This window comes from Delftia sp. RIT313 (assembly GCF_000632165.1).
Classification (GTDB): Bacteria; Pseudomonadota; Gammaproteobacteria; order Burkholderiales; family Burkholderiaceae_C; genus Comamonas; species Comamonas acidovorans.
In genome coordinates, this window is sequence record NZ_JFYT01000057.1 from 17,531 (window position 1) to 37,292 (window position 19,762).

Here is a 19,762-nt window from a genome sequence, read left to right on the forward strand (position 1 = left end):
TCTGTCGTTCCTGCGAGGTGCCCATGGGTCTGGCCCTGGTTCAAAGTCGTGCGCTGCTGGGGCTGGCCGCCCCGCGTGTCACCGTGGAAGTGCATCTGGCCAACGGCCTGCCGTCGTTCACGCTGGTGGGTCTGGCCGATGTCGAGGTCAAGGAAGCGCGTGAACGCGTGCGCTCGGCGCTGCTGAACTCCGGGCTGGAGTTCCCGAGCAACAAACGCATCATCGTCAACCTGGCACCCGCCGACCTGCCCAAGGATTCGGGGCGCTTCGACCTGCCCATTGCGCTGGGCATTCTCGCGGCCAGCGGCCAGATCAATGGCGATGCGCTGGCCGACTACGAATTCGCGGGCGAGCTGTCGCTGTCGGGCGCCCTGCGGCCCGTGCGCGGCGCGCTGGCCACAGCCCTGGCCCTGCACCGCCAGCAGGACGGCGCCCGCCTGGTGCTGCCGCCGGGCAGCGCGCAGGAGGCGGCCTTCGTGCCATCGGCCCAGGTGTTCTGCGCGCACCACCTGCTGGACGTGGTGCGCCGCTTCATCACACGCTCGGCCAATGCCCTGGTGCAGATGGAGCAGGACACGGACAGTGCCTGCTGCAGCGACGAAAGCGAGGACACCGGCGAGACCGACGAAACCGACGAAACCGACGCCTTGCCGGCAGCAGGCGACACCCAGACATGCTCCGGCCCGGGCTGGCATGCGGTGCAACCGCAGCCCGCCGCCCCAGTGCGCAGCAGCCTGGACCTGGCCGAGGTGCGTGGCCAGGCGCAGGCGCGGCGCGCGCTGGAAATTGCGGCGGCCGGAGGCCACGGCCTGCTGCTGGTGGGGCCGCCGGGCTCGGGCAAATCCATGCTGGCCCAGCGCTTTGCCGACCTGCTTCCGCCCATGAGCGATGACGAGGCACTGGAGGCCGCCGCCATCGCCAGCCTGGCCGGCCGCTTCACGCCCGAGCGCTGGCGCCAGCGTCCCACGGCCAGTCCGCATCACACGGCCAGTGCCGTGGCCCTGGTCGGAGGAGGCTCGCCACCGCGTCCTGGCGAGATTTCACAGTCCCACCACGGCGTGCTCTTCCTCGATGAATTCCCCGAGTTCGCGCGCAGTGCGCTGGAGGCGCTGCGCGAGCCGCTGGAGACCGGCCAGATCACCATCGCCAGAGCCGCCCAGCGCTGCGAATTCCCCGCGCGCTTCCAGCTCGTCGCGGCCATGAATCCCTGCCCATGCGGCCATTGGGGGTCGACGGTGCAGCGCTGCCGCTGCACACCTGACAAGGTGGCGCGCTACCAGGCGCGCATCAGCGGCCCGCTGCTGGATCGCATCGACCTGCATGTGGAAGTCGGCGCCCTGCCCCCGCAGGAGCTGCTGGCCGCGCGCTCGGGCGAAACCAGCGAGGCCGTGCGCAAGCGCGTGGTCCAGGCCCGCGCGCTGGCCGTGCAGCGCCAGGGCAGCGCCAACCACCAGCTCCAGGGCCAGGCCCTGGACGACCACCTGGGCCTGTCGCCCGAGGCCCTGACCTTCGCCCACAAGGCCGCCGCACGCCTGGGCTGGTCGGCCCGCAGCACCCACCGCGCGCTCAAGGTGGCGCGCACCATTGCCGACTTGGCCGGCAGCGCGGCAGTGGAGACCGGGCATGTGGCGGAGGCCATGCAGTATCGGAGGGTGTTGCGGTTGCCGTCATGAGCCGGCAGGCACCAGGCCTTGCGCATCGACAGCCGCAACCTCCTGGTCGATCCCCAACACCTCCACGCACGCATGCAGCGCAGGCGACCAGCCCTGGCGCGCGGGCACGACGAACCAGGTTTCCACGCGGGCGACTTCCTGAGCGAGCGCGCCGGGCAGGGCCGTGATGTGCACGCCGAAGCGGTGCTGCTGGGCCTGGACCACGCTGCGCGGCAGCAGGCCGTAGCCCATGCCGGCAGCCACGCAGCCGAGGATGGCGTCCAGCGACCCCATTTCCATGATGCGTGCCGCCACGCCACGCGCGGCCAGCAGCAGTTCGATGCGCTGGCGGTAGCTGCAGCCCTGGCGGAAGGCCAGGAAGGGCACGGCGCTGAGCTGGGCGGCATCGGGAAAGCGCGGCAGCGCGAAGGCGGTGACCAGCACCAGTTCTTCCTCGAAGACGCGCCAGCCCTGCAGGCGGGACTGGGGCGGCATGCCCGAGACGAAGGCGCAGTCCAGCCGCCCGGCAAGCAGATCGGCCAGCAGCTCGGCCGTGGTGGCCGTGCGCAGCTCCAGGTCCAGGCCGGGCTGGGCCTGGTGCAGGCGCGCCAGCAGCGGCGGCAGGCGCAGCGCGGCCGTGGTTTCCATGGAGCCTATGCGCAGCGCGCCTGCGGCCCGGGCGCTGCCCTGCAGCAGCGCCAGCGCCTCGTCATGGTCGGCCAGCATGCGCCGCGCGTATTGCTCCAGCAGGCGGCCGGCAGGCGTGGCGTGCACGGGTGCGCTGCGTTCCAGCAGTTGCACGCCGGCCTCGTCCTCGAGCTTTTTCACATGGGCCGTCACGTTGGACTGCACGGTGTGCAGTTGCTGCGCGGCGGCGCCGAAGCTGCCGCTGTCGCAGACGGCCAGGAACATGCGCAGGGACTTCAGTTGCATCGCGGCTCCAGTGACATCCATCTTCAATCGAGATCGACGCCATCATTTTGAATCATTGGACATGATGGGCGGCAGCGCCTAATGTATGACCATCCTCCCCGCATGGCGCCCACTCCCGTGATCCAACGCAACGAAACTTCCCTGCTGCTGACCGGCTTCATGGCCACGCTCAGCGGCGTCGGCCTGGCGCGCTTTGCCTACACGGCGCTGATGCCGCAGATGGTGCATGCCGGCTGGTTCAGCGGCGAGCAGGTGGCCTACCTGGGCGCGGCCAACCTGCTGGGCTATCTGATCGGCGCGCTGGCCGCCGCGCCGCTGGCCGAACGCCTGGGCGCGCTGCGCGTGCTGCTGTGGTGCTGGGTGGCCCTGGCGCTGAGCTTTGCGGCCTGCGCCTGGCCGCTGCCCATGCCCTGGTTCTTTGCCTGGCGCTGCATCTCGGGCATTGGCGGCGCCATCCTGATGGTGCTGGGCCCCTCGGTGGCCCTGGCGGCCACGCCCCTGCTGCGGCGTGCGGCCCTGGGACCGCTGATGTTCTGCGGCATAGGTGCCGGCGCCCTGCTGTCGGCCACGCTGATACCGCTGCTGGCGCGCCAGAGCCTGGGAGCCGTCTGGTGGGCGCTGGCGGCGGTCTGCGCCTGGGCCGGCTGGCTGGGCTGGCGCCATGTGCGGCGGCTGCCGGTGCCTGCGCCCATTGCCATCACGCCCCATGCCCAGCCCGCGCGTGCCGCGCCCCTGTGGACGCTGCCCGTGGTGCTGGTGATGCTGGCCTATATGACGGACGCCTTCGGCTTTGTGCCGCACACGGTGTTCTGGGTGGACTACCTGGCGCGCGAGCTGCAATTGGGCGATGCCTATGCCTCCACGCAGTGGGCCGTGTTCGGCCTGGGCGCCATTGCCGGGCCGCTGGTGGCCTCGCTGTGCGCCACGCGCTTTGGCTGGTGGGGCACGACCACGGGCGCCTATGCGGTCAAGACCCTGGCCATTGCCATGCCGCTGTTCTGGGTGGGATTTGCGGGGCATGCGACCTCGTCCTTCCTGGTGGGCGCGCTGTCGCCGGGCATGGCGGCCATCACCTCAGGCTATCTGATGCAGCTGATCGGCCCCGTGCAGCACAAGCGCATGTGGGGCTATGCCACGGCGGCCTTTGCGCTGATGCAGGCCGTGTCGGGGTATTTCATGGCCTGGAGCTATGCGGGCCTGGGCTCGTACCAGCGCCTGTTCGTCATCGGCAGCGTGTCGCTGCTGCTGGGCACGCTCATGATCGCCGCCAGCCGCGCCAGCGCGCGCCGACAGGCCGCCGCATGAGTGCGCGGATTCGAGACAGGAAACAAGGAGTCGTATGAGCACCGCAAAGACCGCGTGGATGGCCCGACTGGGCATGCGCCATCCCATCATCCAGGCCCCCATGGCCGGCACGTCCACGCCCGCGCTGGCGGCCGCCGTCACCGATGCGGGCGGCCTGGGCTCGCTGGGCATTGGCGCCAGCGGCACGGAGCAGGCGCGCCAGCAGCTCGTGCAGACGCGCGCGCTGACATCGGGCGCCTTCAACGTCAACCTGTTCTGCCACCGGCCGGCCCGGGCCGATGCGCAGCGCGAGGCCGCCTGGCTGGCCCATCTGGCGCCCGAGTTCGCGCGCTTCGGCGCCAAGCCGCCGGCCGGCCTGAACGAGATCTACGCCACCGCCGTCGGCAACGCGGCGCTGCAGGCCATGCTGCTGCAGGAGCGGCCCGCCGTGGTGAGCTTTCATTTCGGGCTGCCTGAGCAAGGCTTCATCGACGCGCTGCGCGCGGCCGGCGTCGTGACCCTGGCCAGCGCCACGTCGCTGGACGAGGCGCGCCAGGTGGAGCAGGCCGGTGTCGATGCCATCGTCGCCCAGGGCGTGGAGGCCGGAGGGCACCGCGGCACGTTCGATCCCGCGCAGGACCGCATGATGGGCACCTTCGCCCTGGTGCGCGTGCTGGCCCGCAACACGGCCCTGCCGGTGATCGCGGCGGGCGGCATCATGGATGGCGAAGGCATTGCGGCCGCGCTGGGCCTGGGCGCCTGTGCGGCGCAGCTGGGCACGGCCTTCATCCTCTGCCCTGAATCGTCCGCCAGCCCGGCCTACCGTGCCGAGCTGCGCAGCGAACGCGCCCACCACACAGGCATCACCGCCGCCATCTCGGGCCGGCCGGCGCGCGGCATGGTCAACCGGCTGCATGCGCTGGGCGCCAGCCATGGCCAGTCCCTGCCCGACTACCCGCGCGTCTACGACGCGGGCAAGGCGCTGCACCAGGCGGCGTCCGCCCAAGGCAGCTCCGACTACGCAGCCCACTGGGCCGGCCAGGGTGCGCCGTTGGCGCGCGAGATGCCGGCCGCCGCGCTGGTGCAGACGCTGGTCGGCGAATTGGCGAGTGCTCAGGCAGGCCGCTAGCGCGTGTTATCCACTAAAGTGCCGCCAGCCCCTGCTCCAGGTCGGCGATGAGGTCGCGCGGCGACTCCAGGCCGATGTGCAGGCGCACCACGGGCCCGCGCGCACTCCAGTCGGTGACGCTGCGCGCCTGCGCCATGTGCGCGGCCGTCGCCAGGCTTTCGTAGCCGCCCCAGGAAGCGCCGATGCCGAAGAGGCGCAGGCCGTCGATGAAGCGGTCCACGGCGGCCTCGGCGGTGCCGGGCTGCAGCTCCAGCGACACCAGGCCGTTCGTGCCCTGGCAGTCGCGCAGCCACAGCGCATGGCCGGGATGCGTGGGCAGCGCGGGGCAGAACACAGTGGCCACGGCCGGGTGCTGCTGCAGCCAGTGAGCCACCTCCAGCGCATGCGCCTCATGCATCTGCAGCCGTGCGGCCAGCGAGCGCATGCCGCGCAGCACCAGCCAGGCATCGTCGGGGCTGACCGCCATGCCGAAGGCATCGCAGCGCGCGGCCAGCGGCTCCCAGGCGGCCTCGGTGGTGGCCACGGTGCCCATCATCACGTCGGAGTGGCCCGACAGGTACTTGGTGGCTGCCATCACCGAGACATCGGCCCCCAGCGCCAGCGGCCGGTACTGGCAGCCCGATCCCCAGGTGTTGTCGGCCACGACCAGGGCGCCGCGCGCATGGGCCATGGCCGCCAGCGCGGGCAGGTCGCACATCTCGTAGACCAGCGATCCCGGGCATTCGGCATAGACCATGCGGGTGTTGGGGCGCATGCGCGCCTGGGCGTCGCTGCCATCGGCCGCGAAGAAGTCGTACTCGATGCCGTAGGGCCGCAGCCATTGCCCGGCCAGGTGGCGCACGGGCTGGTAGGCGCTGTCGGTCAGCAGCACATGGTCGCCGGGGCGCAGGTAGCTGAGCAGGGCCATGGCGATGGCCGCCAGGCCGGTGGGCAGCAGCCGCGTGCGGTGGGCGCCTTCCAGCTCGCTGACGGCGTCTTCCAGCGCAAAGCCGGTGGGTGTTCCGCGCGCGCCGTAGCTGAAGATGCGCTCGCCGGCGCGGCGCTCGCGCATCTCGCGCTGCTGTGCCGTGCTCTCGAACAGCACGGTGCTGGCGCGCACCAGGGGCGGGTTGACGGCCGTGCCGCCCGCATAGGCCGGGCGCTTGCCCGCATGCAGCAGCCGGGTCTGCAGGTCCAGCGCGGGGGCGTCAGGGGCGGATGCGCCAGGCACGGGGGCGTGTTCGGCAGCCATCAGTCGATCTTCGCGCCCGAGAGCTTGACCACGCGCGACCAGCGCTCCATGTCCTGGCGCAGCTGGGCGGCAAAGGCCTCGGGCGTGCTGGCCACGACTTCGCTGCCGCCATCGACGACGAGCTTGGTCACTTCCGGCAGTTGCAGGGTGCGCACGATGGCGTCGTGCAGATAGGCCACGCGCTCGGGCGGCGTGCCGGCGGGAGCAAAGAAGCCGTACCAGTCCTCGAAGCGCGCATTGCGCAGGCCCAGCTCCTCCAGCGTGGGCACCTTGCCGAACACGCCGATGCGGCGCGGGCTGGTGACGGCCAGCGCGCGCACCTGGCCCGCCTGGATCATGCCGGCCACGGACGAGGTGGAGGTGATCAGCACGTCGACCTGCTGGCCCAGCAGATCGTTGATGGCCGGCCCCGCGCCCTTGTAGGGCACATGGGTCATGGGCACGCCGTTTTCCTTGGACAGCACCACGCCCACCAGGTGCGACAGCGTGCCGTTGCCGGGCGTGGCATAGGTGACGCGGCCCGGCTCGCCCTTGCTGCGCGCCACCAGGTCGGCAAAGCTCTTGAGGGGCGAGGCCGAAGCGACCACGATGGCCAGCGGCGCCGCGTTGATCTGCGTGATGGGCACGAAGTTCTTGAGCGGATCGAAGCCCGGCGCGCTGTAGAGCGCGGGGTTCACCGCCATCAGCGAGACCTGGCCTGTGAGCACGGTGTAGCCATCGGGCTTGGCCTCGGCCACGGCCTTGGCGCCGATGTTGCCGCCTGCACCGCCCCGGTTTTCCACCACGGAGGGCTGGCCCGTGGCCTCGGTCAGCCGCGTGGTGACCCAGCGTGTGCTGGCGTCGTTGCCGCCGCCCGGCGGGAAGGGCGAGATGAAGCGGATCGGCTGGGCCGGATAGCCGTTGCGCGCAGCCAGCGGCTCGGCCGTGGCCTGCGAGAGCATGGCCAGGGCCGCGAGGCTGGCGGCCAGCATCCTGGCCAGGTTGAGGATTGCGAACATGTCTTGTCTCCTGTCGTTATGTGATCTGATTTATGTCGCTCTACGGCAAGTCAGCGATATATGGCGCTGCCTTTGCAACTGACGTGACTTTGGCCAGGGGCACCAAGCAAGGGCCGCCCCCGCAGCGAGGGTGCCGTCCCCCTCCCGCGCAGCGAGAGAGGGGGAAGCGGCGAAGCCGCTCAGGGGGAGCTTCATGCACTCGGCAGGCGGAAGGCGGCCAGTTCCTGGGCATCGAGCTGCGGCACCAGGCCCGTCTCCCAGGCCAGGTAGCGGCGTGCCGCTTCCTTGTTGCCGTCGTGGCGGTCGTGCACGAAGAACAGGTAGTCGATGCACTCGGCGTCGGTGGGGCTGTCGGGGGTGGCCTCGACGGGCAGGCCGGCCTGCTGCCATGCGGCCAGGCCGCCTTCGAGCAGCAGCGGCGCGGCACCCTGCAGTTCCAGCGCGGCCCATTGCGCCATGCCGGGCTCGTCGGCCACCAGCACGATCTGGCGCGTCTCGCCGGCCAGATCGCTGGCAAGGCACGGGCGGATGGACCAGCGGGCCCCGGCGATGTGGCCTGCGCGGTACTTCATGCCCGCGCGCAGATCGACCACGGCCACCTCGCCCTGGCGCATGCGCTCGTGCAGGGCCTGCGCCGTGATGCCTGCCAGTGCGGGGACCTGGGGCGGCTGGGCCGGTGCCAGGTCCAGGCCGCTTTGCAGGCCGCCCCGCAGCACGCAGGCGTCATGGCCAAGCTGGCGCAGCCAGCTGGCCACCACGGGGGCGCGCACGCCATCGCTGTCGAACAGCACCAGGCGCGCACCGCGCACGCCCACGTACTGGTCGCCGGCCTGCATGAGCTGGCCGCCGGGCGTGTGCTGGGCACCGGGCAGCGAACCGGCCTTGAATTCCTCGGGCGTGCGCACATCGCACAGGAACAGCGTGCGCGCAGCATCCTGGCTCCAGGCGCGCACGGTGTCGGCATCGACCTCGGGCACGTCGAAGCGTTCGGCCAGGGCGCGGGCCTGGGCTTGCAGCGCGCTGCTGGCCGAGTCGTCGCCATAGCGCTGCGTTCCGCCGTGCTCCAGCGGCAGGTCGGCCAGGTACCAGCCCTGGGTGCCGTTTTCCAGCGCGTAGACGGGGTTGGGAATGCCCAGGTTGATCAAGGTCTGCGCGCCGATGATGGAGCGCGTGCGGCCCGCGCAATTGACCACGATGGGCGTGGCCGCATCGGGCACCAGGCGGCTCACGCGCAGCGCCAGCTCGCCATTGGGGCAGCAGATGGCGCCGGGGATGTTCATCTTGTGGAACTCGGAGACGGGCCGGCCATCCAGCACCACCAGGGGCAGGCCCGCCGCCTGGCGCGCCGCCAGCTGCTGTGCCGTGATGCGCGGCGTGCCGTAGGCGTGTTCGGCCAGTTCGCCAAAGGTCTTGGAGGGCAGGTTCACGCCGGCGAACAGCGTGTAGCCCGCAGCGCTCCAGGCCTTGGCACCGCCTTCGAGCACGGCGACCTGGGTATAGCCCAGTGCTTCGAGGCGGCGCGCGGCACGCTCGGCCACGCCCGCGCTGGCATCGCCCTCGCCACCGTCGTAGGCGACGACGCGCACCTGACGGCGCGGCACCAGGCGGGGCACATCCAGCTCCAGCCGGCTGTAGGGCAGGGGCGTGGCGTAGAACAGGTGCGACTCGCCGTACTGGCCGTGCTCGCGCACGTCGAGCAGCGCGATCTCCTGGCCGTCGTGCAGCCAGGATTTGAGGGTGTGGGCGTCAATGGATGCGGTCATTGCATGCAGTCCGGGAAAAAGATCGGCAAGGAATTTCGGGCAAAGCCCTGCCACGCGCGCCCCGTGGGGCGCGCTGCGGCATGGACAGTGAAAAGGCAGGAAGCGGGAGGTAGCGGCCGGAAGGCCGGGGCTCAGCGGCGCGTCTGCACGCCGATGGCCATGGTCTGGCAGGTGCCGGTGGCCAGGTCGTAGCTGGTGCGCTCGTTGAGCGTCTCCAGCGCGCGGCCGTACATGTGCAGGTGGCGGATGACCTGCTCGCCCTGGATCTCCACGGAGTGGATGTCCTCGGGCATGAGGGCGATGCCCTGGCCTGGTGCGACCACCACGAGTTCCGTCTCGCGCAGCGTGCCCTTGCCGGGGACGGAGCCATCGTCGGTGCGCTCGTAGACGCGGTTGTGCTCCGTGCCTTCCACGGCGGCAATGCAGGCCCAGGTCGTGTGGTTGTGCGGCACGATGCGCTTGCCCGGGCGCATGACGTTGAGGTACAGCGCATAGCTCTGGTCGGCGTCCTCGGCAATCAGGTAGCGCGCCTGGTGCTCGCCCTGCTCGGGTGCAGCGTAGTCGGCCTGCTGCCAGAAGTCGCGGCGCGCGGCCAGGCCCAGCAGTTGCTGGAGCACGGCGTCCAGGCTGGCGCGCGTGGCCGCGTCCTCGCCAATGGCCTGCTTCATGTGGTCGATGGCCGCTGTCACGGCGGCGCTGCGCTGTTCGGTGATGGTGTTGTTGTTGGTGGTGGTGGTGTTCAAAGGGGGCTCCTTGTCGTCGTTGAAGCCCACTGTAGTGAGGCGCCCCGCCCGCAACAATCCACGCATGCCCAATAAATACTTCAATAAAATTGAAGTATGGAGACGCTTGACCTGGACCTGCTGCGCACCCTGGCCGCCATTGCCAGCCACGACAGCTTTGCCGCCGCCGCCGTGCAGATGGGGCGCACGCAATCGGCTATCACCCAGCAGATGCAGCGGCTGGAGGAGAAGATCGGCCACGCGCTGTTCGAGAAGCAGGGCCGGCAAAAACGCCTCACCGACCACGGCCAGCGCCTGCTGGGCTATGCGCGCCACATGCTGGCCATCCACGACGAGGCGCTGCGCAACCTGCAGCACCGCCAGGTGCAGGGCCTGGTGCGCATTGGCGCGCCCCACGACGCGGCCGACAACATGCTGCCGCCCGTGCTGCAGGAGATCGCGCTGAACTTTCCGGGCATGCAGATCGACATCCATGTGGGGCGCAGCCCGTTCCTGATGGAGTCGCTCAAGCAGGGCGAGCTGGACCTGGCCATCTCCAACCGGGAGGATGAAGGCTTCGAGGGCTTTGCCCTGCGCTCCACACCCACCGTGTGGCTGTGCGGCGCGGGCTATGCCCATGACCCGGGCAAGCCCGTGCCCCTGGTCATGGCCGACGGGCCCAGCATCTTCCGGCGCCTGGGCTGCGATGCGCTGGATGCGGCCGGCATTGCCTGGACGCCGCGCCACACCTGCACCAGCCTGGTCGGCATACGCGCGGCGCTGCGCGCGGGCCTGGGCGTGACGGCGCGCGGCGTGGAGCAGCTCGACCCGGGCCTGCGCGTGCTGGGCGCGGGCGACGGCATGCCGCCGCTGCCGGACCTGGCCTACCGCCTGTACATCCGCAGCCATGTGATCAGCCCCGTGACACGCCAGATCTTCGAGAACCTGCAGGCCCGCATGCGCCAGCCGGCGGGCTGAGCGCCGGGGCGCTTGGCGCGCAGCAGTGCTGGATGTGGCGGCGCACTTGACTGCACCGCTTGTAATGGGACTTATTCTCAAATAACATCCGCGCCACCGCCGCCCCCTCCGGCCGGCGTTTTTCGAGCCTTTCCAGGCCCCGTGCCATGCCATCTCCCACTCTTGCCCGCACCCATGACTGGTTCCGTGACTGGTTCCGTGACTACGGGCCGCTGATCTCCCGCATCCTCGCCGCGCTGTTTGGCGGCTACGCCGTGGCGGCGCTGGCCAGCGTGGCCGTGCTGGCCCTGCCCGCAGACCGCACGCAGGCGGCGATCTCGGGCACCTTGCTGAGCTTTGCCGTCTACGCGGGAGCGGTGATCTGGGTGTTTGCCGTGCGCAGCGCCACGCGCGCCTGGGCCGGCCTGCTGGTCGCCGCCCTGGTGCTGGCGCCTGCCGCGTGGTGGACCTGGGGCAAGGGGCTGGGCGCATGAGCACGAACACCACGAACACGGCCGGCAAGCCCGCCAAGCCCGCGAAAGCCGCCAAGGCGCCCGGCATCCGCCAGACCATGTCCGACCTGCACACCTGGGTCGGCCTGCTGCTGGGCTGGTTCCTCTACGCCATGTTCCTCACGGGCACGGTGAGCTATTTCAGGAACGAGATCACGCAGTGGATGCAGCCCGAGCAGCCGCACCAGAGCCAGGCGAGCGAGCCCGCGCTGGTGGCCCAGCGTGTGGGAGACGCCATGGCGCGCCTGGCGCCGCAAAGCCCGCAATGGCTGATCAACCTGCCCGATGAACGCAGCACGGTGGCCACGGTGTTCTGGAGCCCGCCGCAGACCGAAAAGGGCGCCAGGCGCCGCTTCGAGAACGGCCGCTTCGACCCGGCCACCGGCACGCGCCTCGAAGGCCCGGTGCGCGAGACGCGCGGCGGCGAGTTCTTCTACCGCTTCCACTTCCAGTTCCACTACATGCCCGTGCTCTGGGGCCGCTATCTGGCGGGGCTGTGCGCCATGTTCATGCTGGTGGCCATCGTCAGCGGGGTGATCACGCACAAGAAGATCTTTGCCGACTTCTTCACCTTCCGCTGGGGCAAGGGGCAGCGCTCCTGGCTGGACGCGCACAACGCGCTGTCCGTGCTGGGCCTGCCCTTTCACCTGATGATCACGTACACCGGCCTGGTGACCCTGGCCCTGATGTACATGCCCTGGGCCAATCTGGCCACCACCATGACGCCCGAGCAGCGCGTGGTGGCCGGCCAGCAGCTCAGTGCCTTTGTTCCCGCAGGCAAGCCCTCGGGCCAGGCCGCGCCCCTGGCACCGCTGGCCGACATGGTCCGCCAGGCCGAGCAGCGCTGGGGCGCGGGCCAGGTGGAACGCCTGAACGTCAACCTGCCCGGCGATGCCAATGCGCGCGTGACCGCCATCCGCGGCGAGAACGGCCGCGTCTCCATCAGCCCGCAGTTCATGATGTTCGACGGCGTCAGCGGCCAGCTGCTGCAGGCACAGGACAGCGTGGGCGCCGCCGCCGAGACGCGCGGCGTGCTCTATGCGCTGCACATGGGCCGCTTCGGCGACCTGCCCACGCGCTGGCTGTACTTCATCGTCAGCCTTGCGGGCACGGCCATGGTGGGAACGGGACTGGTGCTGTGGAACGTGAAGCGGCGCAGCAAGCTGCCCGACCCGGAAAGGCCGCATTTCGGCTTCCGGCTCGTGGAACGGCTGAACATCGCCACCATCGCCGGCCTGTCCATCGGCATGGCCGGCATGCTCTGGGCCAATCGCCTGCTGCCGGTGGAGATGGCGCAGCGCGCCGAGTGGGAGGTGCACGCCATGTTCATCGCCTGGGGTGCCACCCTGTTCTGGGCGCTGGGTCGACCCGCCAAGCGGGCCTGGATCGAGTTGCTGTGGGCCGGCGCCGCCGCCCTGGCCCTGCTGCCCATGGTCAACGCGCTGACCACGGATCGCGGCCTCTTGGCCAGCCTGCGCGCGGGCGACTGGGTGTTTGCTGGCATGGACCTCATGCTGCTGGCCCTGGCCGCACTGCATGCCCATCTGGCCCTGCGCACCCAGCGCCACCAGCCCAAGGCCAAACCGGTGCGCGCCGCCCGGCCCGCGCCCAAGGCAGCCGCCACAGCAGCGGCCGCCGCAGCGGAGACCAGCGCATGAGCATGGCCCATCTGTTCTGTCAGCTGCTGGCCCTGGGCGCCTTCGCCTGCCTGGCCCTGGCCATGGACCGCCACCAGAGCGACCTGTTCGGCAAGGAACTGCCACCCGCCCGCACCCGGCGCCTGCGCGCGGCCGGCTGGGTGCTGCTGGCGCTGTCGCTGTGGGCGGCGCTGCAGGTGGAGCCCTGGTCGCTGGGGCTGGTGGCCTGGTTCGGCCACATCGCCGCAGCAGCCGCCATCGTGCTGCTGTCCATGGTGGCGCGCGAGCGCCTGCGCTGACGGCCCTCCCGGCGCCTTCAGAGAAACATGCCGCCCGAGGCCTCGATGCGCTGGCCCTGCACCCAGCCCATGCCGGGTTGCAGCAGGGCGGCCATCACGGGGCCGATGTCGTCGGGCTGGCCCACGCGGCCCAGCGCAGTCTGGCTGGCCAGGGCCGCGCCGACCTGTGCATCGTCGCGCACACGGCCACCGCCAAAATCCGTGGCAATCGCCCCCGGCGCCACCGTGTTGACGCGAATGCCGCGCGCCCCCAGCTCGCGCGCCAGGTAGCGCGTCAGCACCTCCACCCCGCCCTTCATGGATGCATAGGCCGCATAGCCCGGCTGGGTGAAGCGCGTGAGCCCGCTGGACAGGTGGATGATGCTGCCGCCATCGCGCAGCAGGGGCAGCAGGTGCTGGCTCAGGAAGAACGGCGCCTTCAAGTGGATGGCGACCAGCTCGTCGAACTGCGCCTCGGTGGTAGCCGCGAAGGGTGCATTGATGCCGATGCCGGCGTTGTGCACCAGCGCATCAAGGCGGTCGGCCTGCCAGGTATCGGCCAGCGCCTGGCGCACGCGGGCCGCAAAGTCCGCAAAGCCCGCGCTGCGCGCCACGTCCAGCTGCAGGGCGGCGGCCCGCCCGCCCAGCGCCTCGATGGCGGCCACGGCGGCCTGGGCCTCGTCGGCACGCTCACGGTAGGTCAGCACCACGTCCAAGCCCTGGCGCGCCAGGTGCTCGGCCGTATTGCGGCCCAGGCCGCGGCTGCCGCCCGTGACGAGGACGATGCGGCGGGCGGCAGGGGAAGAAGCGGTCGAAGGAGAAGCTGTCATGGCGGACCTCGTTAGGTGGTTTGCAATGACAGCGACTGTATTGAAGGTCGATTTTTGGATAAATTGGCTGTTTCTGATTTATTTGTTCGCCCCATGCAAACAATCAAGCTTCTGGAGCAGATGCAGATCTTCAGCCGCGTGGCCGAGATGGCCAGCTTCACGCGTGCGGCCGACAGCATGGGTTTGCCCAAGGCCAGCGTCTCCCAGGCCGTGCAGCAACTGGAGGCGCGGCTGGGCACGCGGCTGCTGCACCGGACCACGCGGCGCGTGCAGCTCACCCAGGACGGCCAGGCCTGCTACGAGCGCTGCCAGGACCTGCTGGCCGACGTGGACGAGTTCCAGGGCCAGTTCCAGCAGGCCGGCGACGCGCCGCTGCAGGGCAAGGTCCGGCTGGACATGACCACCGGCCTGGCGCGCCACGTCGTCATGCCCTTGCTGCCGCAACTGCTGCAAAGCCATCCGGCGCTGGAGCTGGAGCTGAGCTGCACCGAGCGCCGCGTGGACCTGGTGCGCGAAGGCTTTGATTGCGTGCTGCGCCTGGGCCCCGTGGACGAGCCCGGCCTGGTGGCACGCCCGCTGGGCCTGGTGGCGCTGGCCACCTGCGCCAGCCCCGGCTATGTCCAGGCCCACGGGCTGCCCGCCACGCTGCAGGATCTGGGCGGTCACCGGCTGGTGCACTACCAGCGCACGCTGGGCGCGCGGCCGCTGGGCTTCGAGTACGAGGAGGATGGCCAGCCCCGGTACCTGCCGATGGCGGGCGCGCTCACCGTGAACAATGCCGAGGCCTATCTCGCGGCCTGCCAGGCCGGCCTGGGGCTGATCCAGGTTCCGCGCCTGGCCGTGCAGCCGCTGCTGGACGCAGGGGAACTGGTCGAGGTGCTGCCCCGCCACCCGCCGCCGCCCATGCCGCTGTACCTGATCTACGCCCAGCGCCGCCAATTGCCGCGCCGCGTGCGCGTGCTCATGGATTGGCTGGCCGAAGCGGTCCTGCCCTGGACGCTTGGCGCTGGCCCGGCCGCAAAGCCCTAGCGAGCGCTGCAGCGATTCAGCCAGCGTCATTTTGCTTATCACTAATCCGTATCAAGACAAAGGTTCGCGCCTGCCCCTTGTGACGCCATTTACCGGACAATAGCGACCTTGCCCCGGTCACCGGCCGCCACGAAGCAGCGGCAACGCGCACACCGCGCCTGCCCCCTGTGCTTCCCGCCACCGCGTGCCTGAATGGCACTGACCTCTCATTGCAACGTCCCGGCGGGCACTGCCTGCCCCGAATTCACCGTATTGCCAACATGAGTGCTTTTCTTGAAGAACGCGTGCTGTCCGTCCACCACTGGACCGACCGCCTTTTCTCCTTCACCACCACCCGTGACACCGCGCTGCGCTTTTCCAACGGCCATTTCACGATGATCGGGCTGAAGGTCGACGGCAAGAACCTGCTGCGTGCCTACTCCATCGCCAGCCCCAACTACGAGGAGCACCTCGAGTTCCTGTCGATCAAGGTGCCCGACGGTCCGCTGACCTCGCGCCTGCAGAACATCCAGGTCGGCGACACCATCCTCGTCGGCAAGAAGCCCACGGGCACGCTGCTGATCGACTACCTGCTGCCCGGCAAGAACCTGTACCTGATCGGCACCGGCACGGGCCTGGCCCCCTGGCTGGCCGTGGCCCGCGACCCCGAGACCTACGAGCGCTACGAGAAGGTCGTCGTCGTGCACGGCGTGCGCCACGCCAGCGAGCTGGCCTACCAGGAGCTGTTCGAGAAGGAACTGCCCGAGCATGAATTCCTCGGCGAAATCGTCAAGGACAAGCTGGTCTACTACCCCACCGTGACGCGCGAGCCCTTCCGCAACCAGGGCCGCATCTCCAACCAGATCACGGCAGGCACCTTCCCGCAGAACATCGGCCTGCCCGAGCTCAACCCCGAGACCGACCGCGTCATGCTGTGCGGCAGCCCCGCCATGCTGAACGAACTCAAGGAGCTGCTGGAGCACCGCGGCTTCAAGGAAGGCAACACCACCACGCCCGGCGACTTCGTGGTCGAGCGCGCCTTCGTCGAGAAGTAAAGCCCACGACACCCCGTGGCGGGGCGGCTGCCGATAATCGGCGCATGCCGCCCTCCCGCACCCCGCCGCCCCAGCCCGGCGACGATGACCGCAACTTCATCGTCGCCCTGGCGCGCGGCCTTGATGTCCTGTCCTGCTTTCGCTCCGGCGAAAAGCTGCTGGGCAACCAGGACATCGCCAGGCGCTGCGGACTGCCCAGGTCCACGGTTTCGCGCCTCACGCACACGCTGACCACGCTGGGCTACCTCATCCATGTGCCCGAAGAGGGCAAATACCGCCTGGGCACAGCCACGCTGGCCCTGGGCAGCGCCATGCTCTCGCGCCTGGACGTGCGCCAGATCGCGCGCCCGCTGATGCAAAAGCTGGCCGCCACCACCGATGCCGAGGTGGCCCTGGCCGCACGCGACCGGCACAACATGGTCTACATCGAGCACTGCCCCAGCGCGCGCTTCACGCACCGCGACCTGGACATGGGCTCGCGCATCCCCCTGGCCACCACGGCCGTGGGCCGCGCCTGGCTGGCCGCCAGCCCCGCATCCGAGCGCCAGCGCGCGCTGGACTACCTGCAATCGCACGCCCCCGAGCAATGGGCCGCCGCCCAGGCCCAGCTGCCGCTGTGGCCCGGTGCCAGCACCCATCCGCAACCCTGGCTGTCGTGCTCGTTCGGCGACTGGCAGCCCGAGGTCAACGCCATCGCCCTGGCCTTCTCGCCGGGGCGTGGCCTGCCGCTGATGGCCGTCAGCCTGGGCGGGCCCTCGCGCTTTGTCACGGCCGATGCGCTGCGCCAGGACGGCGTGCCTGCGCTGCAGCGCATGGTGCGGCGGCTGCAGCAGGACATAGACCGCGCCTGACCGCAGACCGGGCCTGGCCGGCTGTCCCGCAGGCGCCCGCACAGTAGCCGCGCATTACCCGCACAGTAGCCAAGACGACAGCGCGCGCCGCCCTGGCGCCCTAGCATGGAGGGCGTTGCTCAACCATCAGGAAACCAAGGCAGGAGACACCCAGCATGAGCGTGAAAGCACTGTTCAACCTCACCGGCAAGACCGCCCTCATCACCGGAGGCTCGCGCGGCCTGGGCCTGCAGATGGCCGAGGCGCTGGGCGAGATGGGCGCCCGCCTCGCCATCACGGCGCGCAAGTCCGATGAACTGGCCGAGGCCAAGGCCCACCTGCAAGGCCTGGGCTACCAGGTCGAGACCTTCACCAACGATCTGCAGAAGTTCGACACCATCCCCGCCCTGGTCGATGACGTGCTGACGCGCTGCGGCGACATCGACATCCTCGTCAACAACGCCGGCGCCACCTGGGGCGCCAAGGCCGAGGAATACCCGGACGAGGCCTGGAACAAGGTCATGAACCTCAACGTCTCGGCGCCCTTCTTCCTCACCCGCGAAGTGGCCAGGCGCGTGATGATCCCCAAGGGCCAGGGCAACGTGATCATCACCGCCTCGGTCGCGGCCTTCAAGGGCACGCCGCCCGGCATGAACACCGTGGCCTACAACACCTCCAAGGCGGCAGCCGTGCACCTGGCGCGCACCCTGGCCTCGGAATGGGGCCACTACGGCATCCGCGTCAACTCCATCTGCCCGGGCTTCTTCCCCAGCAAGCTGGCCAACGGCCTCATCGACAAGCTCGGCGACCAGCTCATCGCCCGCGCCCCGCTGCGCCGCATCGGCGGCGAGGAGGACCTCAAGGGCGCCGTGGTCTACCTGGCGTCCGATGCGTCTCGGCACATGACGGGGCAGGCGTTGGTGCTGGATGGTGGAGCGAGCTTGTTGTAAGGCGCATCGCACTAATCACAGAGGAGCGCCGCGGCGCTCCTTTTTGTTTCAATAAAAGCCCTTGTCGGATGATTTTCTGTGGATACGATAAATTCATGTTCACCGTCATCGAAACCCCGACATTCCAGAAGCAGGCCGCCAGCCTGTGGACGGAGACAGAGCGCCTGGACTTCATTTCCTGGATCTCTGCCAACCCTGGCTCAGGTGACGTGATACCCGGCACAGACGGCGCCCGCAAGATCCGCTGGACAGTGAAAGGCCGGGGCAAACGAGCAGGCGTCAGAGTGATTTATTTCAACTTCAGCGCCGAAGAAATCGTGCTGTTGGCAACCATGTATGCCAAGGCCGAGCAAACAAACATCCTACCCAAGGACATCCGAAGGAGTTGACCATGGTGAAGTCCCTGAAGGCCCTGCAGGCCATGGACACGGAAAAGCTGGCCCAGGCCATCGAGGCCGACGCGGGCGAGGCGGTTCCCGGCCTGCGTCAGGCGCTGCAAGAGGCCAAGGCAGGCCAGTTTGCCGCCGTGCACACGCCCGAGCAGATTGCCGCGCGCAAACGGGGCCGCCCGCAAGGCTCGGTCAAGGCAGATGCCAAGATCGCCACCAACATTCGCTTCGACCCCGACGTACTGCAAGCGCTCAAGGCCACCGGCCAGGGCTGGCAAACACGCGTCAACGAACTGCTGCGCGCGGACATCGAATCCGGGCGCCTCAAGCGCAGCCTCTGAGGCGCGGCCGGACACGAAGGCACGGCCGCGCTCAATAGCTTTACCTGCTCCCCACCGTCATCACCGCCTCAATCTTGCCGTCGCGCACAGCGGCGCCGCGTTCCGTGGTCAACGTGCCGCCGCGCTCATCCACGCCCTTGACGCCGCCGGGGTTCACGTCGGGGCGCAGGGATTTGTAGGCCTCGTCCAGCTTGGCGTGGATGGCCTTGGTGTCCGAGGCCGAGCCGGCCAGCTGCATGGCCTTGACGGTGGCGTGCACGGCCGTGTAGTTCCACTGCGCCTCCGAGCCCGGGATGCGGCCCGGGTAGACCTTGCCGAAGCGTTCGACGAAGGCCTTGTTCTCGGGCTTGGTGTCCTCGGAGACGGGCATGACGCCGATGGCGCCTTCCAGCGGCGCATAGCCGCCGACCACGCGGGCCATTTCGTCGAGCTTGGCCTGGTCCATGACCACGAAGCCGCCCTTGAAGCCCAGCTCGCGCGCCTGTTTGACGACCAGGGCCGTGGGCTCGGAGGCGCCGCCCACGAAGAGCACGTCGGGCTTTTCGGCCAGGGCCTTGCTCACGCCGCTGTAGAAATCGGTGGCGCGGTTGTAGCTCATGGCGTTCTCGGCCACCACGGTGCCGCCCAGCTTTTCCCAGCCGGGCTTGAAGGCGGCGACCCAGGCCTTGGCGTAGTCGTGGTCGGCGCCCACCAGGGCCACCTTCTTGCCGAAGCGGCCCATCACGTACTTGGAGAACGGGTCGATGTACGAGGTGAACTCGGGCGGGATGCGCAGGGTCAGCTTGTTGCCCCGGTTGGTGATCTGCGGCACCGAGCTGTAGGCCAGCACGATGAAGTTGCTGCGCTCGTTGGTGGTCTGCAGCGCGAAGATGCCGCCCGAATGCGGCACCAGGATGGCCGCCGTCTTGTGCTGCTGCACCAGGCGCTGGGCGTTGATCGCGGTCTCGGACGGGTTGTACTTGTCGTCCAGCGGCACGATCTCGATCTTGACCTTTTTGCCACCGATCTCGGGCGCTGCGGCATTGATCTCGGAGACGGCCATCTGCATGCCGTCGAGCACGTTCTTGCCGTACTGGGCAGCGCCGCCCGACAGCGGGCCCGAGTAGCCGATCTTGACCACCTCCTGCGCCAATGCAGGGCCGGCGGCGGCCACGGCGGCGCAGGCCAGGGCCAGCGTGCCCACCCTGCGGCGGGTCAATGGTGCGAATGCTGTCATGTCTGTCTCCTTGGATCGTTGGTGGTGGTGGCTTGGGTAGAGGCAAG

Annotated in this window: 20 protein-coding genes; 13 read left to right on the forward strand and 7 right to left on the reverse strand. The window is 69.6% G+C overall.

Going from position 1 to position 19,762, the window contains the following annotated elements; translation table 11 throughout:
* Positions 1-23 precede the first annotated feature (23 nt).
* Positions 24-1,673, forward strand: coding sequence for a YifB family Mg chelatase-like AAA ATPase (locus BW39_RS16805; protein ID WP_043823190.1), 1,650 nt, complete (start codon positions 24-26; stop codon positions 1,671-1,673).
* Here the strand turns inward: BW39_RS16805 and BW39_RS16810 are convergent.
* Positions 1,668-2,585 carry a LysR family transcriptional regulator gene (locus BW39_RS16810; RefSeq protein WP_043823192.1) on the reverse strand — a complete coding sequence of 306 codons (918 nt, stop codon included), beginning with the start codon at positions 2,583-2,585 and terminating at the stop codon, positions 1,668-1,670. The genes BW39_RS16805 and BW39_RS16810 overlap by 6 nt on opposite strands.
* Positions 2,586-2,687: 102 nt before the next feature.
* Between BW39_RS16810 and BW39_RS16815 the strand changes: the two genes are divergently transcribed.
* Positions 2,688-3,890 carry a YbfB/YjiJ family MFS transporter gene (locus BW39_RS16815; RefSeq protein ID WP_043823436.1) on the forward strand — a complete coding sequence of 401 codons (1,203 nt, stop codon included), beginning with the start codon at positions 2,688-2,690 and terminating at the stop codon, positions 3,888-3,890.
* Between the two features lie 34 nt (positions 3,891-3,924).
* Complete coding sequence (locus tag BW39_RS16820) at positions 3,925-4,998, forward strand: NAD(P)H-dependent flavin oxidoreductase (protein WP_043823193.1); 1,074 nt, start codon at positions 3,925-3,927, stop codon at positions 4,996-4,998.
* Positions 4,999-5,011: 13 nt separating this feature from the next.
* Here the strand turns inward: BW39_RS16820 and metC are convergent, their stop codons facing one another.
* The 4 genes from metC to BW39_RS16840 form a co-directional block, all read right to left on the reverse strand.
* A complete protein-coding gene (gene metC / locus BW39_RS16825) occupies positions 5,012-6,229 on the reverse strand; it encodes a cystathionine beta-lyase (RefSeq protein ID WP_043823196.1) in 1,218 nt (405 codons plus the stop codon).
* Positions 6,229-7,227, reverse strand: coding sequence for a Bug family tripartite tricarboxylate transporter substrate binding protein (locus tag BW39_RS16830; RefSeq protein ID WP_043823198.1), 999 nt, complete (start codon positions 7,225-7,227; stop codon positions 6,229-6,231). The genes metC and BW39_RS16830 overlap by 1 nt, the downstream gene beginning before the upstream one ends.
* 191 nt (positions 7,228-7,418) lie before the next feature.
* A complete protein-coding gene (locus tag BW39_RS16835) occupies positions 7,419-8,990 on the reverse strand; it encodes a rhodanese-like domain-containing protein (protein WP_043823200.1) in 1,572 nt (523 codons plus the stop codon).
* Positions 8,991-9,121: 131 nt separating this feature from the next.
* The gene (locus BW39_RS16840; protein ID WP_052155368.1) at positions 9,122-9,658 is read right to left on the reverse strand and encodes a cysteine dioxygenase family protein; all 537 of its coding nucleotides are present in this window, start codon (positions 9,656-9,658) and stop codon (positions 9,122-9,124) included.
* A gap of 171 nt (positions 9,659-9,829) precedes the next feature.
* Here BW39_RS16840 and BW39_RS16845 point away from each other — a divergent pair, with 171 nt between their 5' ends.
* The 4 genes from BW39_RS16845 (at position 9,830) to BW39_RS16860 (ending at position 13,117) form a co-directional block, all read left to right on the forward strand.
* A complete protein-coding gene (locus tag BW39_RS16845; protein WP_013800147.1) occupies positions 9,830-10,690 on the forward strand; it encodes a LysR substrate-binding domain-containing protein in 861 nt (286 codons plus the stop codon).
* Positions 10,691-10,836: 146 nt separating this feature from the next.
* Positions 10,837-11,163: a DUF3649 domain-containing protein gene (locus BW39_RS16850; RefSeq protein ID WP_013800146.1), complete on the forward strand. Its 327-nt coding sequence runs from the start codon at positions 10,837-10,839 to the stop codon at positions 11,161-11,163.
* Complete coding sequence (locus BW39_RS16855; protein WP_043823202.1) at positions 11,160-12,839, forward strand: PepSY-associated TM helix domain-containing protein; 1,680 nt, start codon at positions 11,160-11,162, stop codon at positions 12,837-12,839. The genes BW39_RS16850 and BW39_RS16855 overlap by 4 nt, the downstream gene beginning before the upstream one ends.
* The gene (locus BW39_RS16860; RefSeq protein ID WP_012202210.1) at positions 12,836-13,117 is read left to right on the forward strand and encodes a DUF3325 domain-containing protein; all 282 of its coding nucleotides are present in this window, start codon (positions 12,836-12,838) and stop codon (positions 13,115-13,117) included. The genes BW39_RS16855 and BW39_RS16860 overlap by 4 nt, the downstream gene beginning before the upstream one ends.
* A gap of 17 nt (positions 13,118-13,134) precedes the next feature.
* On the opposite strand, the gene BW39_RS16865 is transcribed toward BW39_RS16860, so the two are convergent.
* Positions 13,135-13,926 carry an SDR family NAD(P)-dependent oxidoreductase gene (locus tag BW39_RS16865; protein ID WP_043823203.1) on the reverse strand — a complete coding sequence of 264 codons (792 nt, stop codon included), beginning with the start codon at positions 13,924-13,926 and terminating at the stop codon, positions 13,135-13,137.
* A 93-nt stretch (positions 13,927-14,019) separates the two neighbouring features.
* Here BW39_RS16865 and BW39_RS16870 point away from each other — a divergent pair, with 93 nt between their 5' ends.
* From BW39_RS16870 to BW39_RS16895, 6 genes are all read left to right on the forward strand, one after another.
* Positions 14,020-14,955 carry a LysR family transcriptional regulator gene (locus BW39_RS16870; protein ID WP_043823206.1) on the forward strand — a complete coding sequence of 312 codons (936 nt, stop codon included), beginning with the start codon at positions 14,020-14,022 and terminating at the stop codon, positions 14,953-14,955.
* Positions 14,956-15,215: 260 nt separating this feature from the next.
* Positions 15,216-15,989 (forward strand): ferredoxin--NADP reductase, encoded by a 774-nt coding sequence (locus BW39_RS16875; RefSeq protein ID WP_012202207.1) that lies wholly within the window; start codon positions 15,216-15,218, stop codon positions 15,987-15,989.
* 44 nt (positions 15,990-16,033) lie between these two features.
* On the forward strand, positions 16,034-16,840 hold the full coding sequence (locus tag BW39_RS16880) for an IclR family transcriptional regulator (RefSeq protein ID WP_012202206.1): 807 nt from the start codon (positions 16,034-16,036) through the stop codon (positions 16,838-16,840).
* Between the two features lie 155 nt (positions 16,841-16,995).
* Positions 16,996-17,769, forward strand: coding sequence for an SDR family oxidoreductase (locus BW39_RS16885; RefSeq protein WP_012202205.1), 774 nt, complete (start codon positions 16,996-16,998; stop codon positions 17,767-17,769).
* Between the two features lie 95 nt (positions 17,770-17,864).
* Positions 17,865-18,158, forward strand: coding sequence for a hypothetical protein (locus tag BW39_RS16890; RefSeq protein ID WP_043823439.1), 294 nt, complete (start codon positions 17,865-17,867; stop codon positions 18,156-18,158).
* A gap of 2 nt (positions 18,159-18,160) precedes the next feature.
* The gene (locus BW39_RS16895) at positions 18,161-18,499 is read left to right on the forward strand and encodes a BrnA antitoxin family protein (protein ID WP_052155364.1); all 339 of its coding nucleotides are present in this window, start codon (positions 18,161-18,163) and stop codon (positions 18,497-18,499) included.
* Between the two features lie 40 nt (positions 18,500-18,539).
* Here the strand turns inward: BW39_RS16895 and BW39_RS16900 are convergent, their stop codons facing one another.
* Positions 18,540-19,715: an ABC transporter substrate-binding protein gene (locus BW39_RS16900; RefSeq protein ID WP_012202203.1), complete on the reverse strand. Its 1,176-nt coding sequence runs from the start codon at positions 19,713-19,715 to the stop codon at positions 18,540-18,542.
* Positions 19,716-19,762: the final 47 nt, after the last annotated feature.